Genomic DNA, 23,794 nt, shown 5'->3' with positions numbered 1-23,794 from the left:
AGCGTTTTCGATGCGCAGCAGATTAGATTTGACTATTCCAAGGCATTCGATCGTTACCATCTGGATGATCATTTGCCGAAGTTCATTTGTAGCAATCGATGCGTTCGGGACGAGCTGAGCAAGGCCGACGAACGCTGCCTTCCGAACAGATGAACCAGGAGAACATGGATGTCCCGTTCGCTTCTATACACCTTGATCGCCCTTTCGAGCACCGTTCCAGCGATTGGGTGCGTGGGACACATGAACCAGGAATCGATCCAGAGTTCCCCTGTGCCAGCGGCAATCACCGCACGCCAGTCCGCGGTGGCTTCCGGTGTTGAAGCGGCCACAGACGAAACCACGTCTGCCAAATTCGAGATACGCCCGGTGGCCCACCGTGATTTCGGTGAGCCGGATGCTGATCAACGTTCGCCGACCGAATCGGTTCTGACGATCGACGGCAAACGGTACCGGTTGCAACCACTGAAGGAAGAATCCGTCGCCAGCAGCAGCGATCATTCGTTGACCGCCTACGAAAGTGCACCCGTGTTGGAAGTGCACGAAAGCGGTCAGGTCGGGCTGCCTCCAGAACCCGTTGTCATTGATTCGATGGGCCAGTCGTCCGAAGTGGCGATGGTCGCGGCGCAAATGGTCCAGATGAACCTGCCGACGGCGCTGGCGATGATTGACTCTCAACACCCCGCGGTGGGATTGGCGCAGTGGCGAACCCGCGAGGCGTATGCGGCCCTGGATCAGGCCAACGTGTTGTGGCTGCCATCCATTCAAGCCGGGTTCAGCTTCCATCGCCACGATGGCAATTACCAATCCAGCAACGGTGACATCGTTGATGTCAATCGAAACTCGTTCCAGTACGGATTGGGAGCCGGTGCGACCGGTGCCGGAACCACCAACACGCGTCCGGGACTGGTGGCTCAATTCCACATGGCCGATGCGATCTTCCAGCCAAAGATCGCAGAGAAAACAGCCTGGGCACGAGGGCACGCTGCCGCTGGCGTTTTGAATCAGCAATTGTTGCAGGCCGCGACCGCTTACACGGAATTGCTGGAGGCTTACCAGGACGCTCGCGTGTTGGAAGAGTCTCGTGAACGGGTGAGAGAACTGGCAGGGATCACATCCGATTTCGCGGCCGCCGGACAAGGCATGCAAGCCGATGCGGATCGCATGCAAACGGAACTCCGATTGCTCGACAGCCGATTGGTTGGCGGGCAGGAACGGGTCGCGGTTGCGTCCGCACGCCTTGCTCAAGCCATCAGCATGCACTCGGGGGAAACGCTCGTGCCAATGGATGTCACCGTGGTGCCCTTGGAGTTGATGGCCGCCGGAGCCGACAAAGCCTCGCTGATCAGCACCGGTTTGGCATCGCGGCCGGAACTGAAGGAGTCACAGTCGTTGGTCGCCGCCGCCTGTGAAGCCTACAAACGCGAAAAGTATTCGCCGTTTGTTCCCAGCGTGTTGCTGGGCTACAGCACCGGCGGATTTGGAGGAGGTTTGGGCAATGACCTGAGCGACGTGGACGGTCGCTATGACTTTGACGCCGTGGTCACCTGGGAAATTCGAAACTTTGGATTGGGTGAACGAGCGGCTCGCAATCGAACGTCGGCGCGAGTGCAGCAAGCGAGGTACGAGAAGCTTCGCGTGCTGGACCAGGTCGCAGCGGAGATTTCAGAATCGGCGAGTCAGGTGGGATTTCGTCGTCAGCAAATGGACCTGACACAGCAGGCAATTGCGACGGCGGAACGGTCGTACGATTCCAACTTGGAACGAATCAAAGATGGCGAGGGATTGCCGATTGAGGTACTGCAGGCGGTTCAGGCTTTGGAGTCCGCACGTCGTGCTTACCTGCAAGCCGTCACCGCCCACAACCAAGCTCAGTTCCGTCTGCAGTGGGCATTGGGTTGGCCTGTTGGTGACGGGCAGGCATCGATGGCGTACTGATTGCCCAATCGAGTCGATACAATTCGTATCGCCGGTATCGAAACTAACGTTCAAATCCTACGGGCTCGGCATGGTCAATCCTTACGAAGCACCGGAAGTTGACGTTGATGTTGAGGCGGAGACGACGGAGCGGCCGAGTAATGCATTCCTTATCGGGTTTCGCAATGGCACGCTTTGGTCATTGATCGTGCTGGTTTTGGTAGTGCCAGCGTTCTACATCGAATTCGCGATTCCTTTCACGCGGCGCGAGACATCGGATTTACCTGCTGGCGGCATGAGCTGGGTGACAACTGCGTGGCTGTGGTTCGCCGCTTGCGGAACCGGGCTGACGTTCATCACATTGCCATGGGCGATCACGGCAGGGTTTGTTAAATGGGCATCTGAACGCCGTGGGTCAGATACAACCCGATAAACGTTGGCGTGTTAGGATGACGAATGAATCGCATGTGAAGCCCCACCGGCATGAGACTCACATCGTCTTCTCCAACCTCTTGGTGGGGAGGTTTTCAACGTCGCCGAGGATGGGTGAGTGTCAAATCCGTATCAGACGCCATCTGAGGAAGTTCGCAAAGAAGCGTCGGACGCGCCCGTTTGGCACTGGTTTGCAGCCAGTCTGTTCTTTCTCAGTGCGGCCGTGATCTGTAGTCCCGGTGTCGTCTTTGGAGTGGCCGGCGCGTTTCGTCCGAATTCAGGCGGGCGTCAGTATGCGACTTATGATCCGGAGGTCTTCCTGTTTGGAATCCCTATCATGCCGGCAACCGCTCATTGGCTTGCTTTTGCTGTCGCGCCCGCTTTGGTTGTCATCTCCATTGGACTGGTCTGGCGAGGTATCTTGGTCAGAAGAAGGTGTCGAGCGACGACCTCGAGTGACCAGTGATGGTCTTGGTCGACTGAATCACGATCCATTTGGTTCTTGAAATGGGACGACCAGCGAGCGCCCCGTTCGCCTCTTGATTGAGCCTATTTGATGGGGTGAGGCTGAAGGGGCACCTGCGGTTCGTCCGCACCTGACACATCAGAGTTTTAACGAGTGGGAGAATGGCGATGGACCATGACAATCAAGATGCGGAACAACTACGTTTGTTGTCCATTTTCCACTACATCGTGGCTGGAATGTTGGCGTTGTTTTCGCTGTTTCCGGTGATCCATTTGGCGATCGGCGTTGGGATCGTGACGGGCGCGTTCGATGGAACAGGGACGGGCGAAACGCCGCCTGCGTTCATGGGGTGGTTGTTCATCGTGCTCCCACTCGTATTCATTGCCGTGGGATTGACCATGGCGTCTTGCATCGCTCTGGCTGGGCGAAAACTGATGCAGCGGAACGGCCATCTCTATTGTTTGGTTGTTGCCGGGATCGAATGCTGCTTCTTTCCATTCGGAACCGTTCTGGGGGTGCTGACGATCCTCGTTCTGACGCGTCCAACGGTAAGACAGGCCTTCGGTGTTGCTGACTCTGGGATTTGACAGTCGGTGGTGATTTCTACCCGCTAGGTTGGCGATGGTTGTTGGCGATTTACCGAAGCGGCTTGATCCGGCCTAGGCGATCACCACGAAGGACACGAAAAGCACGAAGGTTCAGGTTTGTTGTGGACGGATCGGTGTGTTTGGAATCTTGATTGCGAAGTGGCTGAGATTTCTGGTTTGAGGTCTGTCGCATTCGAATTGGAATCGGGGTTGAGATCGAAGAGATCGGTCCGTTCGTGCTGCCCTTTCGTGCTCTTCGCGTCCTTCGTGGTTTTAAGATTTGCTACGATCAATCAATCGTCGATCCATCCACGTCGGGTGGTTTCAAGCGTGGGGAGGCGGTGCGTTGAGGGGGGAGAAAGATGGAATTCGATGAACTGTCTCACCGAGTGATTGGGTGCGCGATTGAAGTGCATCGCGAATTGGGGCCTGGGTTGCTGGAGTCTGCCTATGAGCAATGCCTTGCCCATGAGCTACGTAAGAGTTCCATTCAGTTTCAGCTCCAGCACCCGCAGCCTGTTCGCTACAAAGACGTGGCGTTGGATTGTGGCTATCGGATCGATTTGTTGGTGGAGGGCTCCATCATTCTCGAACTGAAGAGTGTCGAGAAATTGAAGGGAATTCACGAGGCACAATTGCTGACTTACATGAAGTTGGCGGGAATCCGGACGGGGCTTTTGATCAACTTCAATGTGACACGGCTCAAGGACGGGCTTCGTCGTTTTGTGCTTTGAATCTGATGTCGCCGGCTCGTGAGTAGGGGGATGAGTCGAATGCAGATCTTCGTGTCACCACGAAGAGACGCAGCGAACGCGAAGGATAACGTTCGCGGACGGTTGGCAACATGTTCACGTTCACACTGAACCTTCGCGCCCTTCGAGTCCTTCGTGGTGCATTTGCCGGCGAATATTCTTCACCACGAAGGGCACAGAGAGCACGAAGATTTCGGTTCGGCTGATTTGCATGAACCAGTCCGATGCGAGTTTCGAGGTGGTGATCGAGGCTCAGAATTGGCGAGGAAGAATCAGGCAGCTCGAGGAACACGTTTATATTGGCTCATCCGACGGAAGCGTGCGCGGTACCCTGACTTCAGGTTTTTGGAGGGATTTCTCCGATGCCCGAAGTTTGAACAGACCATTTCGAGGCGTTCGAATTGAGTTGCCAAGTGAAGCGGAAGCAAGCTCTGCTGAGGAGCAACTTGCCAAGGAATAGCTTGGTCTCCGATGCGCCGAAGGTGCTTCGCGGCCCACCGGCATGCTCGCCATGCCGGTGGGGTGTTTTCAACACGGACGCCGTCCATCGTTGAACATTCGGACATCGGTGCATGCCTTGAAAACCCCGGGCGCACCCTTCCGTCGGATGAGCCGAAACAGTTGGGACGCCCTCCTCATCCTGATTGTCTCGAGGACACCGTTTTGTCAGAGGTTGAGGCTTCTCTTCGAAAGCGATTGATGCGGATGAAGAATGGAAACCGACTGCAGTGGTTTGGGATCGCAGTGTTTGTGCTTGGATTGCTTCTTCTCTTGATGCATGCTTGGCAACGCCAGCAGTTAGGGAATGCGAGAGAGCGTGTCCGAGATCGGATGGACGTCTTGGAGGCCTTCGTTGCGCAAGCGGATTCAAACACGATGACAGCCCAAGAAACCCATCAGCTAGGAAGCCAGTTGGACTCCATTAGCAGCGACTTGCTGGCTCTGGGTCGAGAATCCGACTCGCCGTGGTCAGCAATGAACGTTTCGTTCATGTCTTACATTGCGTGTTCGCTGATTGGATCCGTGCTGACGATTGTGGGATCGTCGCGGTTGCCTCGCAGCAGAAAACCAACGGTGAAAGGACCGCAGGATGATTGAACCCGATTCACGCCAGACTCAGGCGGCTCCAGACCAGAAGGCGGATGTCGAACCGATGGAAGAGAGTGCGAACGATGCGATCGTCAACCTGATTGCGGGCGGGTTGCTGGGGGCCGTTGGCGGTGCGGGGCTGGGATTCTCGGTCTCGCTGGCCTTCACCGGATGGGCCGTCGTGGCGTTCTTTGCTGGCGGCGTTTTGGGTGGAGTTCTCGGGATGACCATTGGCTATGTCCGCGGTGACAGCTTCACGGAGTGGCTCAAAGAGAATCTTTGGCGATTCTGGTAGTGAGATGGTGATGTCTGCGGACGCAAGGTGAAGGATGCATTGGGACGCACATAGGACGATGGTTTGGCGTTGCGGTTTGGGGGGGGCTGCCGGAGCTGCGCCGAAGCGGCTTGATCCGGCCTACGTGGTGCCGACGTGGATGTGCCGTGCAGATAGCCGGTGGCGTGGTGTGGCGTGTTGGGGTTGGACACGAAGTAGGCCGGATGAAGGAGGCTTTGCGACGCCCATCCGGCAATGGGTTGGTGTTGCGGTTTGGGTGATCTGCCGGAGCTGCGCCGAAGCGGCTTGATCCGGCCTACGTGGTGCCGGCATGGACGTGGCGTGCAGATGGCCCGTGGTGTGGGGTGGCGTGTTGGGGTTGGGCACGAAGTAGGCCGGATGCAGGAGGCTTTGCGACGTCCATCCGGCAGTGGGTTGCTGTTGCGTTTTGGGTGTTCTGCCGGAGCTGTGCCGAAGCGGCTTGATCCGGCCTACGCGTTGGGCGTTGTTCTTGTCGTCTATTCTTCGACTTCGACGAACGGGATGTTCAACGATTGAAGGGTGAGCAGATAGAGCATGTACAAGACGGGAATCAACAGCAGCACCAAGGCAGTCGCGAGCATCAAACCAAACGCAAGACTGCTGGCCATTGGGATCAGCAATTGAGCTTGGAAGGATTTTTCGGTTAACAACGGAATCAAACCCGCGATGGTCGTCATGCTGGTCAACATGATGGGACGGAAACGCCGTCGGCCCGATTCCAACAAAGCTTGGATGGGTTCGTCGCCTGCTCGAACGCGCGAATTGATGAAATCGATCAGAACGATCGAGTCGTTGACGACCACTCCGGCCAACGCGACCAAGCCGAACATGCTGAACAAGGTCAACGGAAGATCGAGGAAGGCGTGTCCCCAAACCGCACCGATCATTCCAAAGGGGATGATGGCCAGAATGAGGAGTGGCTGCATATAGGATCGGAACTGAAGGACCAACAGCACAAACATGCACAGGATCGCGACCGCGAATCCGACCATCAAACTGCCGACCGATTCACGGCTTTGTTCTTGCTGGCCTTCCCAGCGGATGGAAACGTTCGGGAACTGGGCTTTGAAACCGTCCATTTGTTTCTGAAGGCTAGCGATGATCAGATCAGCGTTGGCGGTCGTTTCGTCCAAATCGGCGGAGATCGTGATGCTGCGTTGTTGATCGACACGGTTGATCTCCGAAAAGCCGCGTTCCAAATTGATCTCTGCCAGTTCATTGATCGGTCGTTGTGTGCCATCAGCACCTCCCACGCGAATCTCGCGGAAGTTGACGAGCGATGTGCGTTCTTCGGGAGGGTAGCGGACCATCAACTTCACTTCGTGGCGACCGCGTTGCAGACGCATGACTTCGGCACCAAAGTAGGTGTTGCGAACGGTCTGTCCGAGATCGGTCGGCGTGACGCCGGTCGCCAGGGCACTGTCTTTGACGCGAAATTGGAATTCCCACTTGCCTGGCGTGTTGTCATCGCTGATGTCGAAAACACCAGCGAAGGTGCCGACCTTCTGTTTCATGACTTCGGTGGCGGCCAGCAATTCGTCCACGTTGTCCCCGGAGGCCAGCAGTTTGAATTCGATGGGGGTGCCGGCAGGGCCGGTGCCGATGCTGCCGTAGGTGATTCGTTCGACGCCGGCGATCTCGCCCACTTCACGTCGCCAACGAGCGATCAGCTGGTCGCTATGGATGTCGCGGATTTCGGTGCCGTGGAGTTCAGCAAAGATTTGACCCGCGTTGCTGCCGCTGGAACCTTGCCCGCCCATCGGGCCGGCGGTGTTGCTGATCGAGCCGACTTCGCGGTAGGCGAAGCGAACCGGTCCGACATAGTCACCCTCTGGCGGTGGATACAGCGATTCGAGCGGTTCCTTGGTTTTGGCGGCGTGTTCCAACGCGATTTCTTGGCTGACCTTTTGAAGGGCTCGTTCCATTCGCTGGGTGGCGACTTCGGTTGCTGTCGCGGGCGTGCCGTTGGGGAAAACGACGGAGGCTTGCAGGTAATTGTTGTCGGATTTGGGGAACAACACCGTCGTCACGATGCCCCCGCGAATCATGCCAATGGTGCCGACAAACAACGCAATGGCGACGGCGATGGGGAGGACCGGATTGAGCAAGCAGAAGTGGAGCGTGGGCACATAAACCTTTTCAGCGAACCATTCCATCGCGGTGCTGGCTTTGGAATTGACCCAGAACAGCAACAGCATGAATGGACGCAGCGGGTAGGTCACGATCGTCGCGACTCGGAAGAATCCCGAATGGCTGTGGGCCAAGTGACATGGCAACACAAACGTGCTCTCCCAGAGCGAGACCAGCAGCATTGCGATCACGGCAAACGGAATCACCGCCATGAATTTGCCCATCACCCCGGACACGAAGAACATGGGGGCGAAGGCGATGACGGTCGTGGTGATCGACGCGGCGACGCTGGGCAGCACTTCGGTGGCACCGTCGACGGCGGCGTCGTGTAGCGATTTGCCCATTTGCCGGTGGGCGTAGATGTTTTCGCCGATCACGATCGCGTCATCGACCACGATCCCAAGTGCGATCAAGAACGAAAACAACGAGAGCATGTTGAGCGTTTGGTCGCCCCAGGAGAGCGCCGCACCGGCACCCATGATGGAGATTGGAATTCCGAGCGCCACCCAGAACGCCAAGCGGACTTCCAAGAACAATGCCAAAACCAGGAACACGAGTCCCAGTCCTTGGACACCGTTGCGAAGCAGCAATGCCATTCGGTCACGGACGTCGGTCGAGGTGTCGCCCCACAGGACGAATCGATACCCAGGGGGAGGTTCGGTGCGGGCGACGTAGCCCCGCACGTTGTCGACCAGGTTCAGCAAGTCCTCTGATTTGGTGCGTTGAACATTGATGACCATGGCGGGTTCACCGTTGATCTCCGCCGTCGCCGTGACATCTTCGAACTCATCGCGAACACTGCCCAGGTCGCCCACCGTCAGGACGACACCGTCCTGGCGAGTGATCAGCGGGATGCGTTCAATCTCGGGGCCGACGCGGCCTTTGTTCTTGGCACGCAGCAGGATTTCTTGGCCGGACGATTTGAGTTGTCCGCCCGGCAACTCCACGTTGTGTTGCCGGATCTCGGAGGCGACTTGGTCCAGTGTCAGGCCGTAGGAACGCAGGGTCGCCTCGGGGATTTCGACATCGATTTGATAGTTGCGGGTTCCCATCAATTCGGCGACCGTGACGCTGGGCAGCATCAGCAAATCGTCACGCACGGATTCAGCGACTTCGCGGAGTTTCAGTTCCCCACGGCGGGTTCGATCATCGGGGCCGATGATTCCCAGTCGGATGGCCGTGTCGCGAAACGTGATCTGTTCAATTTCGGGGTCTTCGGCGAGATCGGGGAAGCTTGGGATGCGATTGACTTCCCGATCGATTTCCGACATCACCTTTTGGACGTCTTGGATATCGCTTTGCAATTCCGCCAAGACATAGCCGCGGCCTTCCATCGCAATGGAGGTGACCTTTTTGATTCCGTCGATTGACCGAATGGCTTCTTCAATCTTTTGACAGATCGCCTCTTCGGCATCTTGTGGGGTGGCACCAGGGTATGGCACCGAAATCATCACGACTTCGAGTTCGAATTCCGGGAACACTTCCCGACGCATGCCGACGAATGCGGAAGCACCCACAATCATCAACGCCAGCATGATGACATTCATGCCGGGTGCGTTTTCGATGGCCCAAGCGAGGACACGTTTCATCGAAGGTTCTTTGAATGGAAGGAATGGCGGAAGAGTGTCAGTTGGCTGCACGGCGGGAGGCGAGTGCGAGCTGCAGACGAAGTCGTCAAGACGTTCGCGTTCTCAGCGGATCGAAACTCCGAACGAGTCTCGATGCGCGTCCCGGTTCAGCGGGAGTCAAAGATCGGTGATTGCTTCGGTCAAAAGCGAGTCTGGTTTGGGATCGTTGGGTGGGACCAGGTTTTTCTTGGGGGCACGAACAGGGAACGTGTCCGCTTCGATGCTGCCGAGCGGTGAGACAACCACAAAGCTGTCACCGGTGACCGATTGGTCCGGCACTTCACAGATCCACAGGTCGGAGCTTCCACCGACGGCTGACAGCAAATCAATCGGGCGAATGTCGTGGCGAATCACCAAGCGTCCCGCGGTCCAATTTTCAGGCACGAAGGCAAGTTCCGAATCGGCTACCAGGTTTTCTGATTCGCCAGCGTCCGTCTTGGCGACGCGATCATCCGCAGTCATTTCAGAGTCGGCGACGGCTGCGGCGGTCGCTTTCGAATCCGAACCCTCCGCAGCTGCGGTTTGGTTGTCGATTTCAGGAACGTCCAAAACGGATTCATCGGGGATGAATTCCCAAACTCGATTGCCTGGCTTGAGGGCTTCGGACGGCAGGATGACGAGTGGCACGGCGGGGTGCAGTTGCAATTGCAGACGCACGAACATGCCACGAACGAGTGCGGTGGGTCCGGTCGAAACGACGTTTTCGGAAGTGGTCGGGGCGAGCGACCCATCGTCCATTCGGCGTTGGATTTCAAACATCTGAGGTTGGTCGACAACCACTCGAACGGGGACGGTGCGAGTTTGTTCGTCCAGCCCGATGCCGTCATAACCGGTCAGTTGGCCATCCCAGACATAAGTCACGTCGTCACGCCCGGACAGTTGGTATTGCACCTTCACTTCCGTGGGCGGCAACTTGTAACCGCGGTGAGCGCCGTTGGCGGGGGCGTTCAATTCTTCGATGGGTGATTGCGTCGTTTTCTGATTCAGCACCCAGTACAGTTGGTCGGTTCGCAGACTGGTGGCGACTTCGACCTTGGATGTGTCTTCCATTGTGACGACGGGATTGCCGCGGGCAACGAACGTGTTCAGTTCGGCTTGTTCGCTGGCGATGACCCCGTCGATCGGGGCTCGGATTTCGGTCCGTTGCAGATCGATGTTGGCCTGTTTGAGCTGCGTGGCAGCGAGCTGTTCGGCCAGTTCCAATCGGGTGCGTCGTTTCTTCAGCAAATCAATTTGGTTTTGGACCGTCACCTTTTGCTGTTCGGCTTGCAAGACGCCTCGGCGGGCGGCGTCGACGTCTCGGCGGGCGGCAAAGTCTTCTGGCAATGAATCCAGGCGTTTGGCTTCGCGGCTTTGGAGTTCAATGTCCGCGTCGGCGATTTCCAGCAAGCGGGCGGCGTTGATCAGTTCCTGGTCGACTTCATTGATCGCTTCGTATTCGGATTGCTGGGTTTGTTCCAAGCGACGCACGGTGAGTTCGTAATCCGTCGGATCAATCCGCATCAGCACCGTGCCAGCGGTGACGTATTGGCCAGCTTCGCATTGCGGCGACTTTTCAATGATGCGGCCGGCCACTTCGGTTGCCAGGATGACTTCGCGAAAGGGGACGACGGTGCCGTCGGTGTTCAGGTGCAGGATCTGGCCGCTGTCTGCGAGCGACTGAATCGGAACCACATCCACGGCCGGCAAGGCTTGGAGTCGTCCGGCAAGTGTGTTGTCGGCGGGCGGACGAGTCGAGGGTTGGACCGACCCGAGTGCGTAAACCAAACCACCGGCCGCAGCGAGCAGCAACAGCGGGGCACCGATGTTGAACAGCGCCCACTGCATCGCGTTGGACGAATCGACCAGTTGGACAACGTTGTCGTCCGAGCGGGGCGAGTCGACTTCGATGCCGGATTCGTACGGCGAGCGAGGGGGATTCGTTTTCGTCGGCGCGGACGTCGTTGAATCCGGTGAGGCTTTGGCCTCAGCGGAAGTTTCTTCGTCGGTCATCGTGGGCGTCGACTCGTTATTGTTGACAAGAGACATCGTGAGGCTCGTTGAGCGGCGATGGGAAGAGAAGCTTGTGTTGATCGATCACATTTTGATCGCCACACGCTGCCAGCGTGGACGCCGTGATCTGACTGCACAACGAATCCAACCCGTAGTGGGTTTGAATCAGTTCGGGTGAAATCAAATGAGCCATCACGGGACGCCCGATTCGATAATGCAGGCATTGGCCGACAACGCCGAGGGCCATCTGTGGCACCAGGGCGTCGGTTTGCCATGCTGATTTGGAATCAAGCGAGGGCAGCAAGGACTGGATGGTTTTGCACAATGCATCGTAGAGCGGTTGGAAATACCCGTGGATCATGCCCTCGAAGGCGGGCGTTGGGTTCTGCATCTCACGCATCATCAGCATCGCTTCCCAGCCGGTTTCGTCGGCCGCGAGCATGCGTGAAAGGAGGGTCCGGATCAGCCGTTCCAAATCCTGTGGCGGCGTCTGTTTGCCGACCTCAGGAGTCGGGTAGGCACGCTCGCGTTTTTCGCGGATGGCCGTGATGACAGCACGGTACAGACCCATTTTGTCACCGAAGTAGTAACTGACCGCGGCCACATTGACATCAGCGACGTTGGCAATCTCTCGCACTGTCGCGCGATCGAATCCTCGCTCGGCAAACACAGGGCCAGCGGCAGCCAACAAACGTTGGGTCGGGTCGGTCGTTGCGGGAGCGGGGGATTCAGTCATGAAGCAGCGGGACGAGAGTCGCGGGCAGAACGGTGGTCGCAATCATGATTCAAACAGACGTTTTAAACAAGTGTTTAAATCGGGTGAGATCGATTGCGGTTTGCCCTTCTGTTTGCCGGGCTCACTTTGCAAAGCGAGCGTCGAGAACACAAGTCGGTTTACGTATCGAATTGAATCGAGTCGCCGAATTGGTCACCGGAGGCCCCTGCTTTCTCTGTGAAATGCCTGCTGCCGTTCTCGCTTTTGTTGCTCAAGGAGGCCTGAGACCGGAGCGTCGTCCACTCAGAGGGTTTCGAACATGCGTCGAAGTGCGTCGCGATGGGCGTCTTCATCAAATGGATTGGCCAGCGGTTCGGTCGAGGCGTTTGCAGCTAACGGAGACTCTTCGAGGGCCAAAGGTTCACCTGCCGGCAACGGTTCCCCGGTCGATAGGGCGGCCGATTCAATTCGCTCGAAGGTTTCGCTGTGTTCGAACCCGCGAGCAATTCGCGAGGTTCCATCGGCTCCGTTCCACTGGGTCAGCGAGTCGGTGGTGTGCCAGGTGCCGCCGGGTTGAGTGACATAGATTCGCACGGTGTCATCGCCGCCGGCGGATGCTTTGGCGGTGACATCATCGAAGCCGATCGCGGTGGCTCGGTAACCGCTGCTGCTGATTGTTGCACGGGTTTGTGAAATCGACATCACGTCGTCGGCGGCGGAATCCCCGAGGTCGGCGGTGTCGTGGCCGCCGGCTTCGGCATAGGCATAGACGCGTTCAAATCCAAACACGGCTTGCGTTTGTGTCTCGCTGCGCAACGAGCTGAATTGCGGCCGGATGACCAAGCGATCATCGCCGGCGGAATCGTTCAGATGCGCGGTGTCATCGCCGCCGGAGGTGGCGTGCGCAAAGAGTTTGGGAACGTTGTCGACGCGGAATTCAAATCCAGCGCCGGACATGCGAGCGGTCTGGCTGGAGGCGGTGAGCACGTCGTCGCCGGTGCTGTCGTACATGGTTGCCAGATCGAGTCCACCACCGCCGACGAAGGTGATGTTTTCAAAGCCTCTGATTTCGATGACGCCACCGAGGAAGGTCAAACGGCTGATCCCATCTTCGCTGGTGGGTGGACGAAGAAGCAAACTCTCGGCTTCCGCGGATCCCATGATTCGAAGCACGTCGCCACCGGCACCACCGTCAATGACGATGGTATCCGTTGTATCGAGTGTGTAGTTGCCACCTGCATCGGAAAGCAACGTTTTCCCGTTGACGCCACCGTTTGTGATCGAGGAGAGCGCTCGCAGGTCCAAGACGACTTCATCGGATCCCGACGTGCCTTGGTATTCGCTGAGCAGAGAGCCCGCCGGCACACTGGGTTCAGGTGTTGGAGTCGGTTCAGGAGCTGGCGAAGGAGCAGGGGTGGGTGTCGGGTCGGGTGTCGGGTCGGGGACAGGTGTCGGTTCAGGTTCCGAGACTGAGAACGCAAGCGCGGCTTCCAAATTCAGGGTTTGGTATTCAATGCCGGTGACTGGATCGGTGTGTTGATCGGCGGTCTCATGCAGTCGAGCCAAAATGGAATCGATGGTGGGTGCCATGCCTGCTTCCGTCATGGCTTGGCGAACCAAGACCGACGCACCTGCGATTTGAGGGCTGGCCATGCTGGTGCCGCTGAGCAACGCGTAGTCGTTGACAAATCCGTCTGCGCCATAAACATGTTCGGGCACGCTGCTGCGGATCGCTTGTCCGCCAGTGGTCAGGATCCCGTCTTCCCGTTGGGAAAAACTGCTGAGGACATCATTGGCGTCCACCGATCCGACGCCCACGACGTATTGGCTGGACGCGGGGTACATCAACTCGTCGGCGGTGCCATGGTCCATTGTGCCGAAGGAGTTGCCTGCGGCTGCGAAAACCATGATGTTGGCTTCATAGAGCGTTTGCAGTTCGTCTTCGAGCATTCCCATCGCGTCGAACCGATTGGCATCGGTCAGTTCGGTGCCGAGCGACATGTTGACGGTGGTGATCGGATTCTCAAACGTGTCGTGGTTCTCGATCACCCATTGCAGAGCAGACTCGATCCACTGCAGGTTGCCGTTGCCGGCGTCGTCAAAGACTCTCAGTCCGACCAAGTCAGAACCGGGCGCGAGTCCCTGGAAGGCTTCCCCTGAATCCAGGGTGCCGTTTCCAGCGATCAGCCCAGCGACGTGAGAGCCGTGGTATCCGGCCGGGGCGTCATCGTACGGGTTGTCATCATTTTCGGCGAAGTCATAGCCGCCGACGACGCGATAGCCGGGGCCGTAGCCTCCCCCCAAGGCCACGTGATCGTAGGCGATCCCACTGTCGATGACCGCGATCGTTTGTCCGCTGCCGTCCCAGTTGCTGCCGAAGGAGCTGTCGCCGAGCAGTCCACCATCCTGACGAAGCGATTGGGCTTGCTCAACAAGCGAACCCGAGGACTGCCCTTTTAAGAGGGCGTCAAAATCGAGACCGGTGTCGTTGGCTGAGGTCAGGCTGCTCGGGGAAGCGTTTGGCTGCGAATCGGCAGCAATGCCTGGGAGCGCGGGACCGAGAACAGGGGATGCGTGGAGAGGATTCGCGGGAGGGGGGACAATCGCCGCCGCGATGGGGATTTCGGTGGGGGCCGAAGCGTCCGTGGCGGGGGCAGCCCAGTGATCGGCAGAGCAAGCCGGCAAGGGTTGGATTGGGTCCGCCCAATCTGCCAGCCAAGCTCCCATCAACGAGGCCGACAGAGCCAAACGTTCTTCGCAGGGTTGGATCGCCGGTGTCGGCAATTCCAAAGCGTCGGAATCCGTTTCAATGGGACTCAATGGCGAAGCTGAACGGTGTGACATCGGATAGGTTGGATCGAATGGCTGGCAGGGAGTGAGTTTTTGAAGGGTAGGTCACAGAATGTTGCCAGCTGCCTGGAAACTTGGGGGGCGATAAGTGCGGGGCTGGATCAGTCAACGCATTGAAACGCTTGGAATTCGAGGCGAAAGATTTCAGGTTGGCGGGGCATTCGATCTGTGCCGGGACTGACCAGCGAGTTGCGAGCAGGGAGGGTCGGGCAATCTGAACGGATGGAATGGAAGAGGGGGTGTGGAGCCGCTTGTCGTCAATTTTTTAGTTTTTGGTGAGTCAAACTGGAACTATTCGGCCGCACAATCCGTCCAACCGCGACCAGCCCCACGTTTTTGTTCGCTCCACTGAAGCAAAGATTGATAAAGACGGTGGGCTAGGTAAGATGGACTTGCTTTTCAAAATTTCGCACCCGCCCAAAGTTTTTGGATTACGCTGGCGGTCCCGGCCGTGGAAGCGGTTTGCGGGAGCCCGTTCTAACTTTGCGCGGATCGCTGAAATGCCCGTCGATATCGGGGCGTTTTGACGAATGCGAAGACCCATCACATCGACCCAGCCCAACCATTCGAATTGCCGAGAAAACAGATGAAAAATCTGCGTCAACTGCTTCGCAGCGTGAGCCCGTCGTCATCACGAAAGCGAAGCGAAGACCGGTCGCGTGCTAACCGTTCCAACAAACGTCGATTGCTCAGCGAATCGCTGGAAGCTCGACAATTGCTGGCCGGAGACGTCCCGTCGGTGGTTGACTCAGCTCCTCAGGAAGAGAGCACTCACGCCGTCGCCCACAATTACTGGCGGGCCTACGACGTTGACAACAACAAGTACGTGACGGCTCTCGACGCCTTGATGGTGATCAATCACCTCAACAGCCGTGGGGAAGGCGAAGCACTGACCGAAGGCGATGAATTCACTGGTTTTGTCGATGTGACCGGTGACAATCGTGTGACGGCCTTGGATGCTTTGAGCGTCATCAACGCTCTGAATCGAGGCGAGGGCGAATCGGAAGTGCCGTTGGTCGAATTCGTTTTGGCGGCTCGCAACCTGGATGATTCGTTGGTCGACAACACGACCGGAGCCACGGATGTGTTGCCAGACGACAATGTCGAACTGACCTACAACGTCGATGTCAACGAAGTTTTCAAGCTGGAAGTTGGCGTCAAAGATCTTCGTTCGCGGATGGAAACGGGTGTCTTCCGTGCGGTGACCGATATCATCGCTGGTCAGTCGGGTGTGTTGGAGCCAGCCGTTGGCGAGCTGCAACAGGTCGTCTTTGACAACTCAATCTTGTCAGCCAGCAATCCTGCCGGCACCATCACGTTCTCCTACGCGGACGCCCCGGGAACAACGACGACGAAAGTTTTGTCTGACTTCTTGGGTGCCAACAACGCGGCAACAGAAGCCAACCTGGCCGAGGTGATTGTCGAACTGAGTCCGTTGATTGATTCGGTCGATGACATCACCGTCAACGCCAGCAGCAATTCCACGGCCGGTGGACCCAGCGGTGGTGGATCGTTCACGCTGGACATCACCTACAGCGGAATGGACCTGATCAACGCCGACATCCCGCAGCTGCAAGTCAGCGTGGAGATCGGTGGAACGGCTGAGCCCGTCAACGTGGGGCAGGTCGACGTCAAGAACGCAGATGGCTCGTTCAACAGTGCACCCATCTTGGCTGCGTTGGAACTGAACAGTCGCAATGCGAACAACGCCCAAATTTACGGCAAAAACCGCGTCTTTGGTTCCTTTGAATTGAATCAAGACTTGGGCAGTGGGCCTGTTGACCTGTTCGACGAAATTGGTGCCCTCGGCCCAACGAACAACCTTCCCGACGAACTGGGATCCGAATTCAATCCCGCTCTCGCTTATGATGTCTTCAGCATTCCCGTTCGTGCGGTTGCACCAACCACAGGGTTGGCAATCAGCTTGGACGTGCCCGATGAAGGCGACAAGGTTCTGATCTACGGCACAGAAGTCGGCAAAGAAAGCGTGCCGGATGACATGATTCAGTTGGACGCGTCATCGCGATTCATTCTGAATGTCACCGGTGTGAGTTCGGGACTGACCGCTGCGAACAGCACGCTCAGCCTGACGGAAGACGACGCCCCCACGACGATCGATCTGGCAACGTTGAACTCGGGCAATCCCGCGGGCACGACCTACGCCATCTCGTCTGAAACCGAAAACCTGGGCGACTTCACTCTCAGTGGCAGCGTCGTCACTTACTCGCCTGATGCGGATGCATTCGGCACCGGCGACCAATTGGTTTACACCGCCAGCGACGGCACCGACACGGTCACAGGCACCATTGCGGTCACCATCGCAGGCGTGAACGATGCACCGAGCTTGGTCGACGACACAGCCACGGTAGAACAGGGTGAGTCCACTCTGATCGATGTCCTGGCAAATGATTCCGCCGGACCGGGAGAAAGCATCGCTGACCTGGTGTTGCAGCAGCCCGCAACCGAGTTCACGACCACCAATGGCGGAACCGCAATCATCTCCAATGGCCAGATCAGCTACACCGCTGCGGCTGGTTATTCAGGCAGTGATTCCTTCACTTACACCGTTGCCGACGGAGCACTCACGGCGACTGCGAACGTGGTGGTGACGGTCACGAACAGCCAAGTTGGTATCAACGCCGCGAACAAGACGGTCACGATCTATGAAGACAACGGTGGTGGAACGACCAGCGAAGTCTTGGTCGCAGACCTCAGCGCCGACAACCTGATCTCCATCAACACCGGTGGTAGCACGATCACGCTGGACAACGCCGTGATCACAACTGGGAACGGCAGCGTTCGGACCGTTGGCGACCAAATCCTCTTCATCCCCGCTCAAGACGACTTTGGCACGACGACGATCACTTACACCGCCAGCAATGACATTGGCAGTGACACCGGCGTGATCACCGTCAACATCACCGCTGACAACACCGATTTGACAGCCACCTCGGATGATTTCCCTGTCAACGAAGGTGCGACCGTCACACTGGACGTGCTCGCGAATGATTTCGACGGTCCAGGCGAAAGCGGTGTGTTGACCATCACCTCCGTGACCCAGCCTGCCTTCGGAACGGCGACGATCACCGAGAATGGCACGCGAATCAGCTACACCTCGACCGGTTCTGTTTCCGATGGCGATGACTCGTTCAGCTACACCATCAGCGACGGCCAGGGTGGCACCTCAACCGCTGTTGTGAACATTGACATTCAGGATGTCTTGGACGCTCCGGTTGCCGGCAACGGTTTGGAAACCGTCGATGAAGATTCCGGGACATTGACCATCGATCTAAGCAGCTTCGTCACCTTGGAAGGCAGCGACACGGTCACGTTCAGCAAGGTCAGCGGCACCGACGCGATCGGAACTTCAGCGGTTGCAGCCAACGGAACATTGACGTTCACTCCTGTTTTGAACGCCAACGGCACCGCGACGATCGTGTACCGTGCGACCAGCACGCAGGGCTCGCAGTTGTCCGACGAGGGCACCATCACGATCAACGTGACCCCCGTCAATGACGCCCCCACGGCCACCGATCGCACGGTCACCGTGTTGGAAGACAACAGCATCGACATCGATCTGAATGGCAATGTCGCTGATGTCGACAGCACCGGGTTGGTCATCACAGTGGCATCGAATCCAGGCAATGGATCGGCCACCGCCCTGGGCAACGGTCAGATTCGTTACACACCGAACGCTGATTTCAACGGGCAGGACTCGTTCACCTACCAAGTCACCGATGGCAGCTTGACGACCACCGCAACGGTCACCGTCAATGTCACTGACGTGGTTTCGCCACCGGTTGCCAACAACGGTTCGTTGTCGGCCACGGAAGATGCGGGAGCGGTCACGTTGGATTTGTCGACTCTGATCAACCTGGACTCGGGTGATTCGGCAACCATCACGATCACCACACCACCAGCCAATGGCAACGCAAGTGTCAGTGGCACTTCCGGGGACCTGACCAACTCGACCTTGTCGTACACGCCTGACGCGGACTACTTCGGAAGCGATTCCCTGGTTTACACGGTCACCAACTCACAAGGTGCCACGGACACCGGAACGATCAGCATCTCGGTGGCGGGAGTGAATGATGCTCCGGTCGCTGGCAACGACACCGCGACCACGGTCCGCAACCGCGCGGTGACGATCGACGTCTTGTCGAACGATTCGCTCGGACCAGCCAACGAGAACCAAGTCGCGACGGTTTCGGTGCCAACACAACCTGCCAACGGCACGGTCACGGTGAACGGCAACAACGAATTGGTGTTCACGCCCAACACGGACTTCGTCGGCACAGCCACCATCACTTATCAATTGAGCGATGGGCAGTCGACGGACACCGCAACAGTCGAAGTCACGGTGAATGACTTCAGCCCCTCGGTTGTGTCCGGTCAGTTGTTCGTCGACTCGATCATGAACATTCGAGAAGTGATCGACTCGCAAGGGCAGATCGCACCGGTTCGCAACGGCGTTCGCGATTCCTTCGAAAAGGCTTTGGGCGGCGTTGCTGTCCGTTTGGTTTCACCCGCCAGTGACAACGATCTGGGCGAAGACATTGACCTGGTTGTGCTGACAAACCTGGACGGGGAATACACCTTCGAGGACGTTGCACCTGGTCGTTACCAAGTGATCTACAACCTGCCCAACAATGCGGTGGCGGCAGGAGAAGCAGTGGATGGAATCATCCCGATTGAAATCGGCTCAGAAGGCGGAGCCTCACCTGTGGGAACGTTCGCGTTCGCAAGCTTGGGTGATGCCGGTCAAGGCAACAGTTCGATTTTGTCGACCAACACCAACGGCAGCAACGGTGTGCCCGCCGGCGTGGAAGATGGCGAAGGCGGATTTGTTTCGTTCGGCAGTGATGGCGGTCAATCGATGTTCTTGGCCGGAAGCGGCTTTGAAGGCGTCGAGTACGCAGAATTGGCGATGAATCGGAACAATGACGCGGCTTTGCTCACCATCATCGAAGAAGATGGCGATGTTCGAACGGCACAAGTGAGCGGCGACCATCTGCGAGTCAACGCGAGCGGAACCTCGGTTCAATTGCTCGGCGGAGTCAATGATTTCGACTTCGACGCCAGCCTCGAAGACTTGGTCGAGAGTGAATACCCCGCCTTCCGTGATGCGATCGACATGATCCTCGGCAGCAACTGAGTTGGATTCGAATCCTTGAGAACAACGAAAGCCCCGTCGGTTGAATCCGGCGGGGTTTTTTCGTGCTGTACACCAAGATGATCACCGCCGGACTGAGGAGAATCGTCACAACCGGTGCGGACGACGCGACCGGCGAGCTTTCCGGACTTGATTCGAACTACCTGATCGGAATCAATTTTGATCCCCCCGGGTGCGAGTTATATAAGTTGCGACGTGGAGTTCGACTCGGGCTCCGGCGAAACCAACCGTCCAAGCTGATGGGGTCATGTTTGTCATGCCCATCGCTCTTTTCGAATCTCTTGAGGTATCCCTGTGAAGAAGTTGTTCTATTCGTTCGCGATTGCACTGACCGCAATGGCTTACGGCACGACCGCCAACGCTCAATGTTGTGGCGCCCCCGTTCCCGCTCCCGCCTGTGGTGGTTGTGGTGCCGTTGTTTCAGCATCGCCTGCGGAAGGTGCTCCTGCTGCTGACGCTGCAGTCGCTCACGCAGCGGTTGCCGAAGGTTGTGGTCCTGCCATGACGACTCAAACCATCATGGTGCCTCAACAGGTCACCGAAAAACAGATGGTCACCGTGACGGAGATGCGACAGGAAACGCGTCAACGCAACTACACCGTTGTGAAATCAGTGCCTCGCACTGAAACTCGCACTCGGACAGTGACCAAGCAAGTTCCTCGCCAAGTCGTCAAGACTGAGAACTACACCGTCATGGTCCCCTCGACCAAGACTGAAGAATACAGCGTTCAAGTTCCCGTCACGACGGAAGTCGAACAGACTTACACCGTGATGGTTCCGAAGAAGAGCACCGTGGAAGAAACCTACACGGTTCAAGTTCCTGTCACGACCGAAGTCGAAGTGCCTTACTCGGTTCAGGTTCCTTACACCGAAACGGCAACACGCACCTACACCGTCAACGTTCCTTACACCGAAATGGTCGAAAAGAGCTACTCGGTTTGCGTTCCTGTCACGGAAAACGTCGAACGAACCTACACTGTTCGTGTCCCAACGACCGAGCAAGTTGCACAAACCTACACCGTTCGCGTGCCTTACACCGAAACCGTTGAGCAAACTTACAGCGTTCAAGTTCCTTACACGGAAACCTTGACCGCTTCGCGTACCGTTTGCAAACGCGTTCCTGTCACCAAGACCCGCACTGTCTGCAAAGACATGGGTAGCTTCCAGTGCGTCACCGAAGAGGTTCCTGCCGGCAACGGTTGTGGATCGAGCTGTGGTGGATGCGGATCGTGCGGCGGATGCTCCGACGCATGCGGATGTGGCAGCAGCTGTGGCGGATGCACTCAAACGATCACCAAACGCGTTTGGGTTCCTAACTTGGTCAGCGAAGAAGTTCCTTACACCGAATACGTCAGCGAACGTTCGGAAGAGCCTTACACGTACACCGTGAACAAGTGCCGCACGGAAACTCGCACCCGTCCCGTGACGGTTTGCAAGTACCGCAACGAAACCAAGACCCGCATGGTCAACGTCACCAAGTGCCACTTGGAAACCCGTACTCGTATGGTTCCAGTGACTCGCATGACACGTGAAGTTCGCACTCGTCAGGTTCCTGTTCGTCGTTGCCGTCAAGAACAACGCACGCAAGAGTACCAAGTCACCAAGTGCCGCACCGAACAACGTGTTCGCAAAGAGCAACGCACCAGCTACACCAGCGAAACTCGTACACGTTCGAAAGAAGTGTGCACGATGGTTGCCGAAACTCGCACTCGCATGGTTCCTCAAACGACCATGACGACTGAAACTCGTACCCGTGAAGTCACTGTCATGGTTCCTGAAGCCAAGACTCGTGAGTACACCGTCACCGAGTGTGACACCGTCACCGAAGAAGTCCCTTACACCGTCACGGTGATGGACCAAGTCCAAGAAGAAAAGACCGAAGACTACACCGTTTGCGTGCCAGTCCAAGTTGAAAAAGAAGTCGAAGTCACCAAGACGATCATGGTTCCTCAAACGGTTGAAGTTCCCGTTTCGAACGGATGTGGATCGGCTGCTGGCAACGGCGGAGCTGGTTGTGGCGGATGCAGCGGATGCGGTTCGGCCGCACCAGTTGCATCGGGCTGTGGTTGCTGAATCGCGACCTTCGACAGTCTGTCGAATTGAAACCATCTCTCACGTTCACGTGAGTTCCATTGAGGCCAGCAATCTTCGGGTTGCTGGCCTTCTTTGGGTTTGTGGTTTCAGCTTTTCAGCGTTTTGCCCGCCGATCCAAGGTCAGGCTTCTTTCCCGCATGCGGGTGGAAACTCAACGATTCGCTCCGTTGGAACCGGCTCTGACTCGCGGGGCATTGCCGAACCCGGGCGGCTTGGTTCGGATACGAGGCTCAGCGGCGTGGAGTCGGTTGGCGGGAATGATGGGGGACAACCATGTGAGCGGTTTGGGCCTTCGCCCCGGTTGTGCTTGAGAACCGTGGCCAAGGCCAACGGCTCAGATCCCCAACGACTCCTGCATGCTTGCTTCGAATGAACCGCACTCGACATCGCAAAGGATAGATCGCATGAAGATCACATTGGTTGGCACGGGACGGGTTGGGTCCGCGATTGCGTTTGGATTGACGATCAATCCTTTGGCCAGCGAATTGCTGCTGCTCAATCGTTCCCGTGAGAAAGCCGAAGGGGACGCGATGGATTTGACGCACGCCGCGGCGCTCGCCAACAGCAACATGAAGATTCAGGCGGGAGACATCGCGGATTCCAAAGACTCCGATGTGATCGTGTTCACCGCCTCGGTGCCCTTTCGGTACCCCGGTCAAACACGTTTGGAAATGGGCCGGGACAACATGCCCATCCTTCGGGAGTGGATGCCGGCGTTGGCGGAAGCGAGTCCCAACGCGATCGTCGTGATGGTCAGCAACCCCGTCGACGCGCTGACCTACGAAACCATCCGCTTGACGGGGTTTGATTCCACCCGCGTCATCGGCACAGGGACGTTGGTGGACAGCATTCGGTACCGAGCGTTGTTGTCGACCGAATTGCAGATCCACGCCGAAGACATCCGTGCGTACATCTTGGGCGAGCACGGTGACACTCAATTCGCAGCGTCATCCATCGCGATGACGGGTGGAGAGCGATTCTATCCCAGCGACACGTCCCGGCGAATGTTCGAAGAAACCAAGGCGATGGGATACGAGGTGTTTCGTTTGAAGGGGCACACGTCGTACGGGATCGCCATGGCGACGATCAACATTCTGGACAGCATCGTTTATGACCTGCGACACACCTTGCCGGTCAGTGTTCTGGTCAATGGTTACCTGGACGTGAAAGACGTTTGCCTTTCTTTGCCCGCGGTGATCGGACGCCAAGGAATCACGCGCGTGTTGCGTCCGACTTTGTCCGACGACGAACAGGCGGCGTTTCGTCATTCGGCCGAGGTCGTCAAGCAAACGTTGGCCGAAATGGAAGACGTCAGCTAGGCAACCCACGGAATCCCTGGCGTAGTGGACGAGGCAACGAGTCCTTTGGGCATGACACGTAGGAGGATCAGAGTAGAACAGTTGTCCTCAACTGTTCCGTTGGGCAGTTCATGATTGCCAAGCCTCATCGCAACCAAGTCAACGTCCAACTGTTTGATTCATGCTGCTCCACTCCAGCAACCAACTGATCGAACAGCCGGAAACCGAGGTTCTGGACTGCTTCTTGCCCTCGGACCTCGCTCTGGCATTTTGAAGTTGCGCTTTTTGCATTCGGTTTTCTTGGCCAAAGGCCTTCGTCATCGTAGCCTGGGGCATCGCCCCAGGGATCGAGAATGAA

Annotated in this window: 14 protein-coding genes; 10 read left to right on the top strand and 4 right to left on the bottom strand. The window is 57.3% G+C overall.

Features of this window, described 5'->3' with window-relative positions; all coding sequences use genetic code 11:
• The first annotated feature begins 168 nt into the window (after positions 1 to 168).
• The 7 genes from PSR62_RS21550 (at position 169) to PSR62_RS21520 (ending at position 5,535) form a co-directional block, all read left to right on the top strand.
• Positions 169 to 1,935 carry a TolC family protein gene (locus PSR62_RS21550; protein WP_274405040.1) on the top strand — a complete coding sequence of 589 codons (1,767 nt, stop codon included), beginning with the start codon at positions 169 to 171 and terminating at the stop codon, positions 1,933 to 1,935.
• Between the two features lie 70 nt (positions 1,936 to 2,005).
• Positions 2,006 to 2,347: a hypothetical protein gene (locus PSR62_RS21545; RefSeq protein WP_274405039.1), complete on the top strand. Its 342-nt coding sequence runs from the start codon at positions 2,006 to 2,008 to the stop codon at positions 2,345 to 2,347.
• Between the two features lie 117 nt (positions 2,348 to 2,464).
• Positions 2,465 to 2,812 carry a hypothetical protein gene (locus PSR62_RS21540; RefSeq protein WP_274405038.1) on the top strand — a complete coding sequence of 116 codons (348 nt, stop codon included), beginning with the start codon at positions 2,465 to 2,467 and terminating at the stop codon, positions 2,810 to 2,812.
• Positions 2,813 to 2,973: 161 nt separating this feature from the next.
• Positions 2,974 to 3,399 carry a hypothetical protein gene (locus PSR62_RS21535; protein ID WP_274405037.1) on the top strand — a complete coding sequence of 142 codons (426 nt, stop codon included), beginning with the start codon at positions 2,974 to 2,976 and terminating at the stop codon, positions 3,397 to 3,399.
• A 362-nt stretch (positions 3,400 to 3,761) separates the two neighbouring features.
• Positions 3,762 to 4,133 (top strand): GxxExxY protein, encoded by a 372-nt coding sequence (locus PSR62_RS21530; RefSeq protein WP_047817312.1) that lies wholly within the window; start codon positions 3,762 to 3,764, stop codon positions 4,131 to 4,133.
• Between the two features lie 717 nt (positions 4,134 to 4,850).
• Positions 4,851 to 5,249 carry a hypothetical protein gene (locus tag PSR62_RS21525; RefSeq protein ID WP_274405036.1) on the top strand — a complete coding sequence of 133 codons (399 nt, stop codon included), beginning with the start codon at positions 4,851 to 4,853 and terminating at the stop codon, positions 5,247 to 5,249.
• Positions 5,242 to 5,535, top strand: a complete 294-nt coding sequence (locus PSR62_RS21520; RefSeq protein WP_274405035.1) for a hypothetical protein — start codon at positions 5,242 to 5,244, stop codon at positions 5,533 to 5,535. Before PSR62_RS21525 ends, PSR62_RS21520 begins: the two co-directional genes overlap by 8 nt.
• A 497-nt stretch (positions 5,536 to 6,032) precedes the next feature.
• Here the strand turns inward: PSR62_RS21520 and PSR62_RS21515 are convergent, their stop codons facing one another.
• The 4 genes from PSR62_RS21515 to PSR62_RS21500 all read right to left on the bottom strand — a co-directional run bounded on the left by PSR62_RS21515 (position 6,033) and on the right by PSR62_RS21500 (position 14,865).
• The gene (locus PSR62_RS21515; RefSeq protein ID WP_274405034.1) at positions 6,033 to 9,275 is read right to left on the bottom strand and encodes an efflux RND transporter permease subunit; all 3,243 of its coding nucleotides are present in this window, start codon (positions 9,273 to 9,275) and stop codon (positions 6,033 to 6,035) included.
• Between the two features lie 156 nt (positions 9,276 to 9,431).
• Positions 9,432 to 11,342, bottom strand: a complete 1,911-nt coding sequence (locus PSR62_RS21510; RefSeq protein WP_274405033.1) for an HlyD family secretion protein — start codon at positions 11,340 to 11,342, stop codon at positions 9,432 to 9,434.
• Positions 11,323 to 12,042 (bottom strand): CerR family C-terminal domain-containing protein, encoded by a 720-nt coding sequence (locus tag PSR62_RS21505; RefSeq protein ID WP_274405032.1) that lies wholly within the window; start codon positions 12,040 to 12,042, stop codon positions 11,323 to 11,325. The genes PSR62_RS21510 and PSR62_RS21505 overlap by 20 nt, the downstream gene beginning before the upstream one ends.
• Before the next feature lie 282 nt (positions 12,043 to 12,324).
• On the bottom strand, positions 12,325 to 14,865 hold the full coding sequence (locus tag PSR62_RS21500; RefSeq protein ID WP_274405031.1) for a S8 family peptidase: 2,541 nt from the start codon (positions 14,863 to 14,865) through the stop codon (positions 12,325 to 12,327).
• 592 nt (positions 14,866 to 15,457) lie between these two features.
• On the opposite strand from PSR62_RS21500, the gene PSR62_RS21495 reads away from it, so the two are divergent.
• From PSR62_RS21495 to PSR62_RS21485, 3 genes are all read left to right on the top strand, one after another.
• The gene (locus PSR62_RS21495) at positions 15,458 to 20,026 is read left to right on the top strand and encodes an Ig-like domain-containing protein (RefSeq protein WP_274405030.1); all 4,569 of its coding nucleotides are present in this window, start codon (positions 15,458 to 15,460) and stop codon (positions 20,024 to 20,026) included.
• Positions 20,027 to 20,338: 312 nt separating this feature from the next.
• Entirely contained in the window at positions 20,339 to 22,117 is a 1,779-nt protein-coding gene (locus PSR62_RS21490) for a hypothetical protein (protein WP_274405029.1), read from the top strand.
• Between the two features lie 425 nt (positions 22,118 to 22,542).
• Positions 22,543 to 23,457, top strand: coding sequence for a lactate/malate dehydrogenase family protein (locus tag PSR62_RS21485; protein WP_274405028.1), 915 nt, complete (start codon positions 22,543 to 22,545; stop codon positions 23,455 to 23,457).
• Positions 23,458 to 23,794 lie beyond the last annotated feature (337 nt).

Origin of the sequence: Rhodopirellula sp. P2, assembly GCF_028768465.1 — a bacterium.
GTDB lineage: Bacteria > Planctomycetota > Planctomycetia > Pirellulales > Pirellulaceae > Rhodopirellula.
Note: the sequence above shows the minus strand (reverse complement) of the source record. Positions and strands in the feature narration are given on the sequence as shown.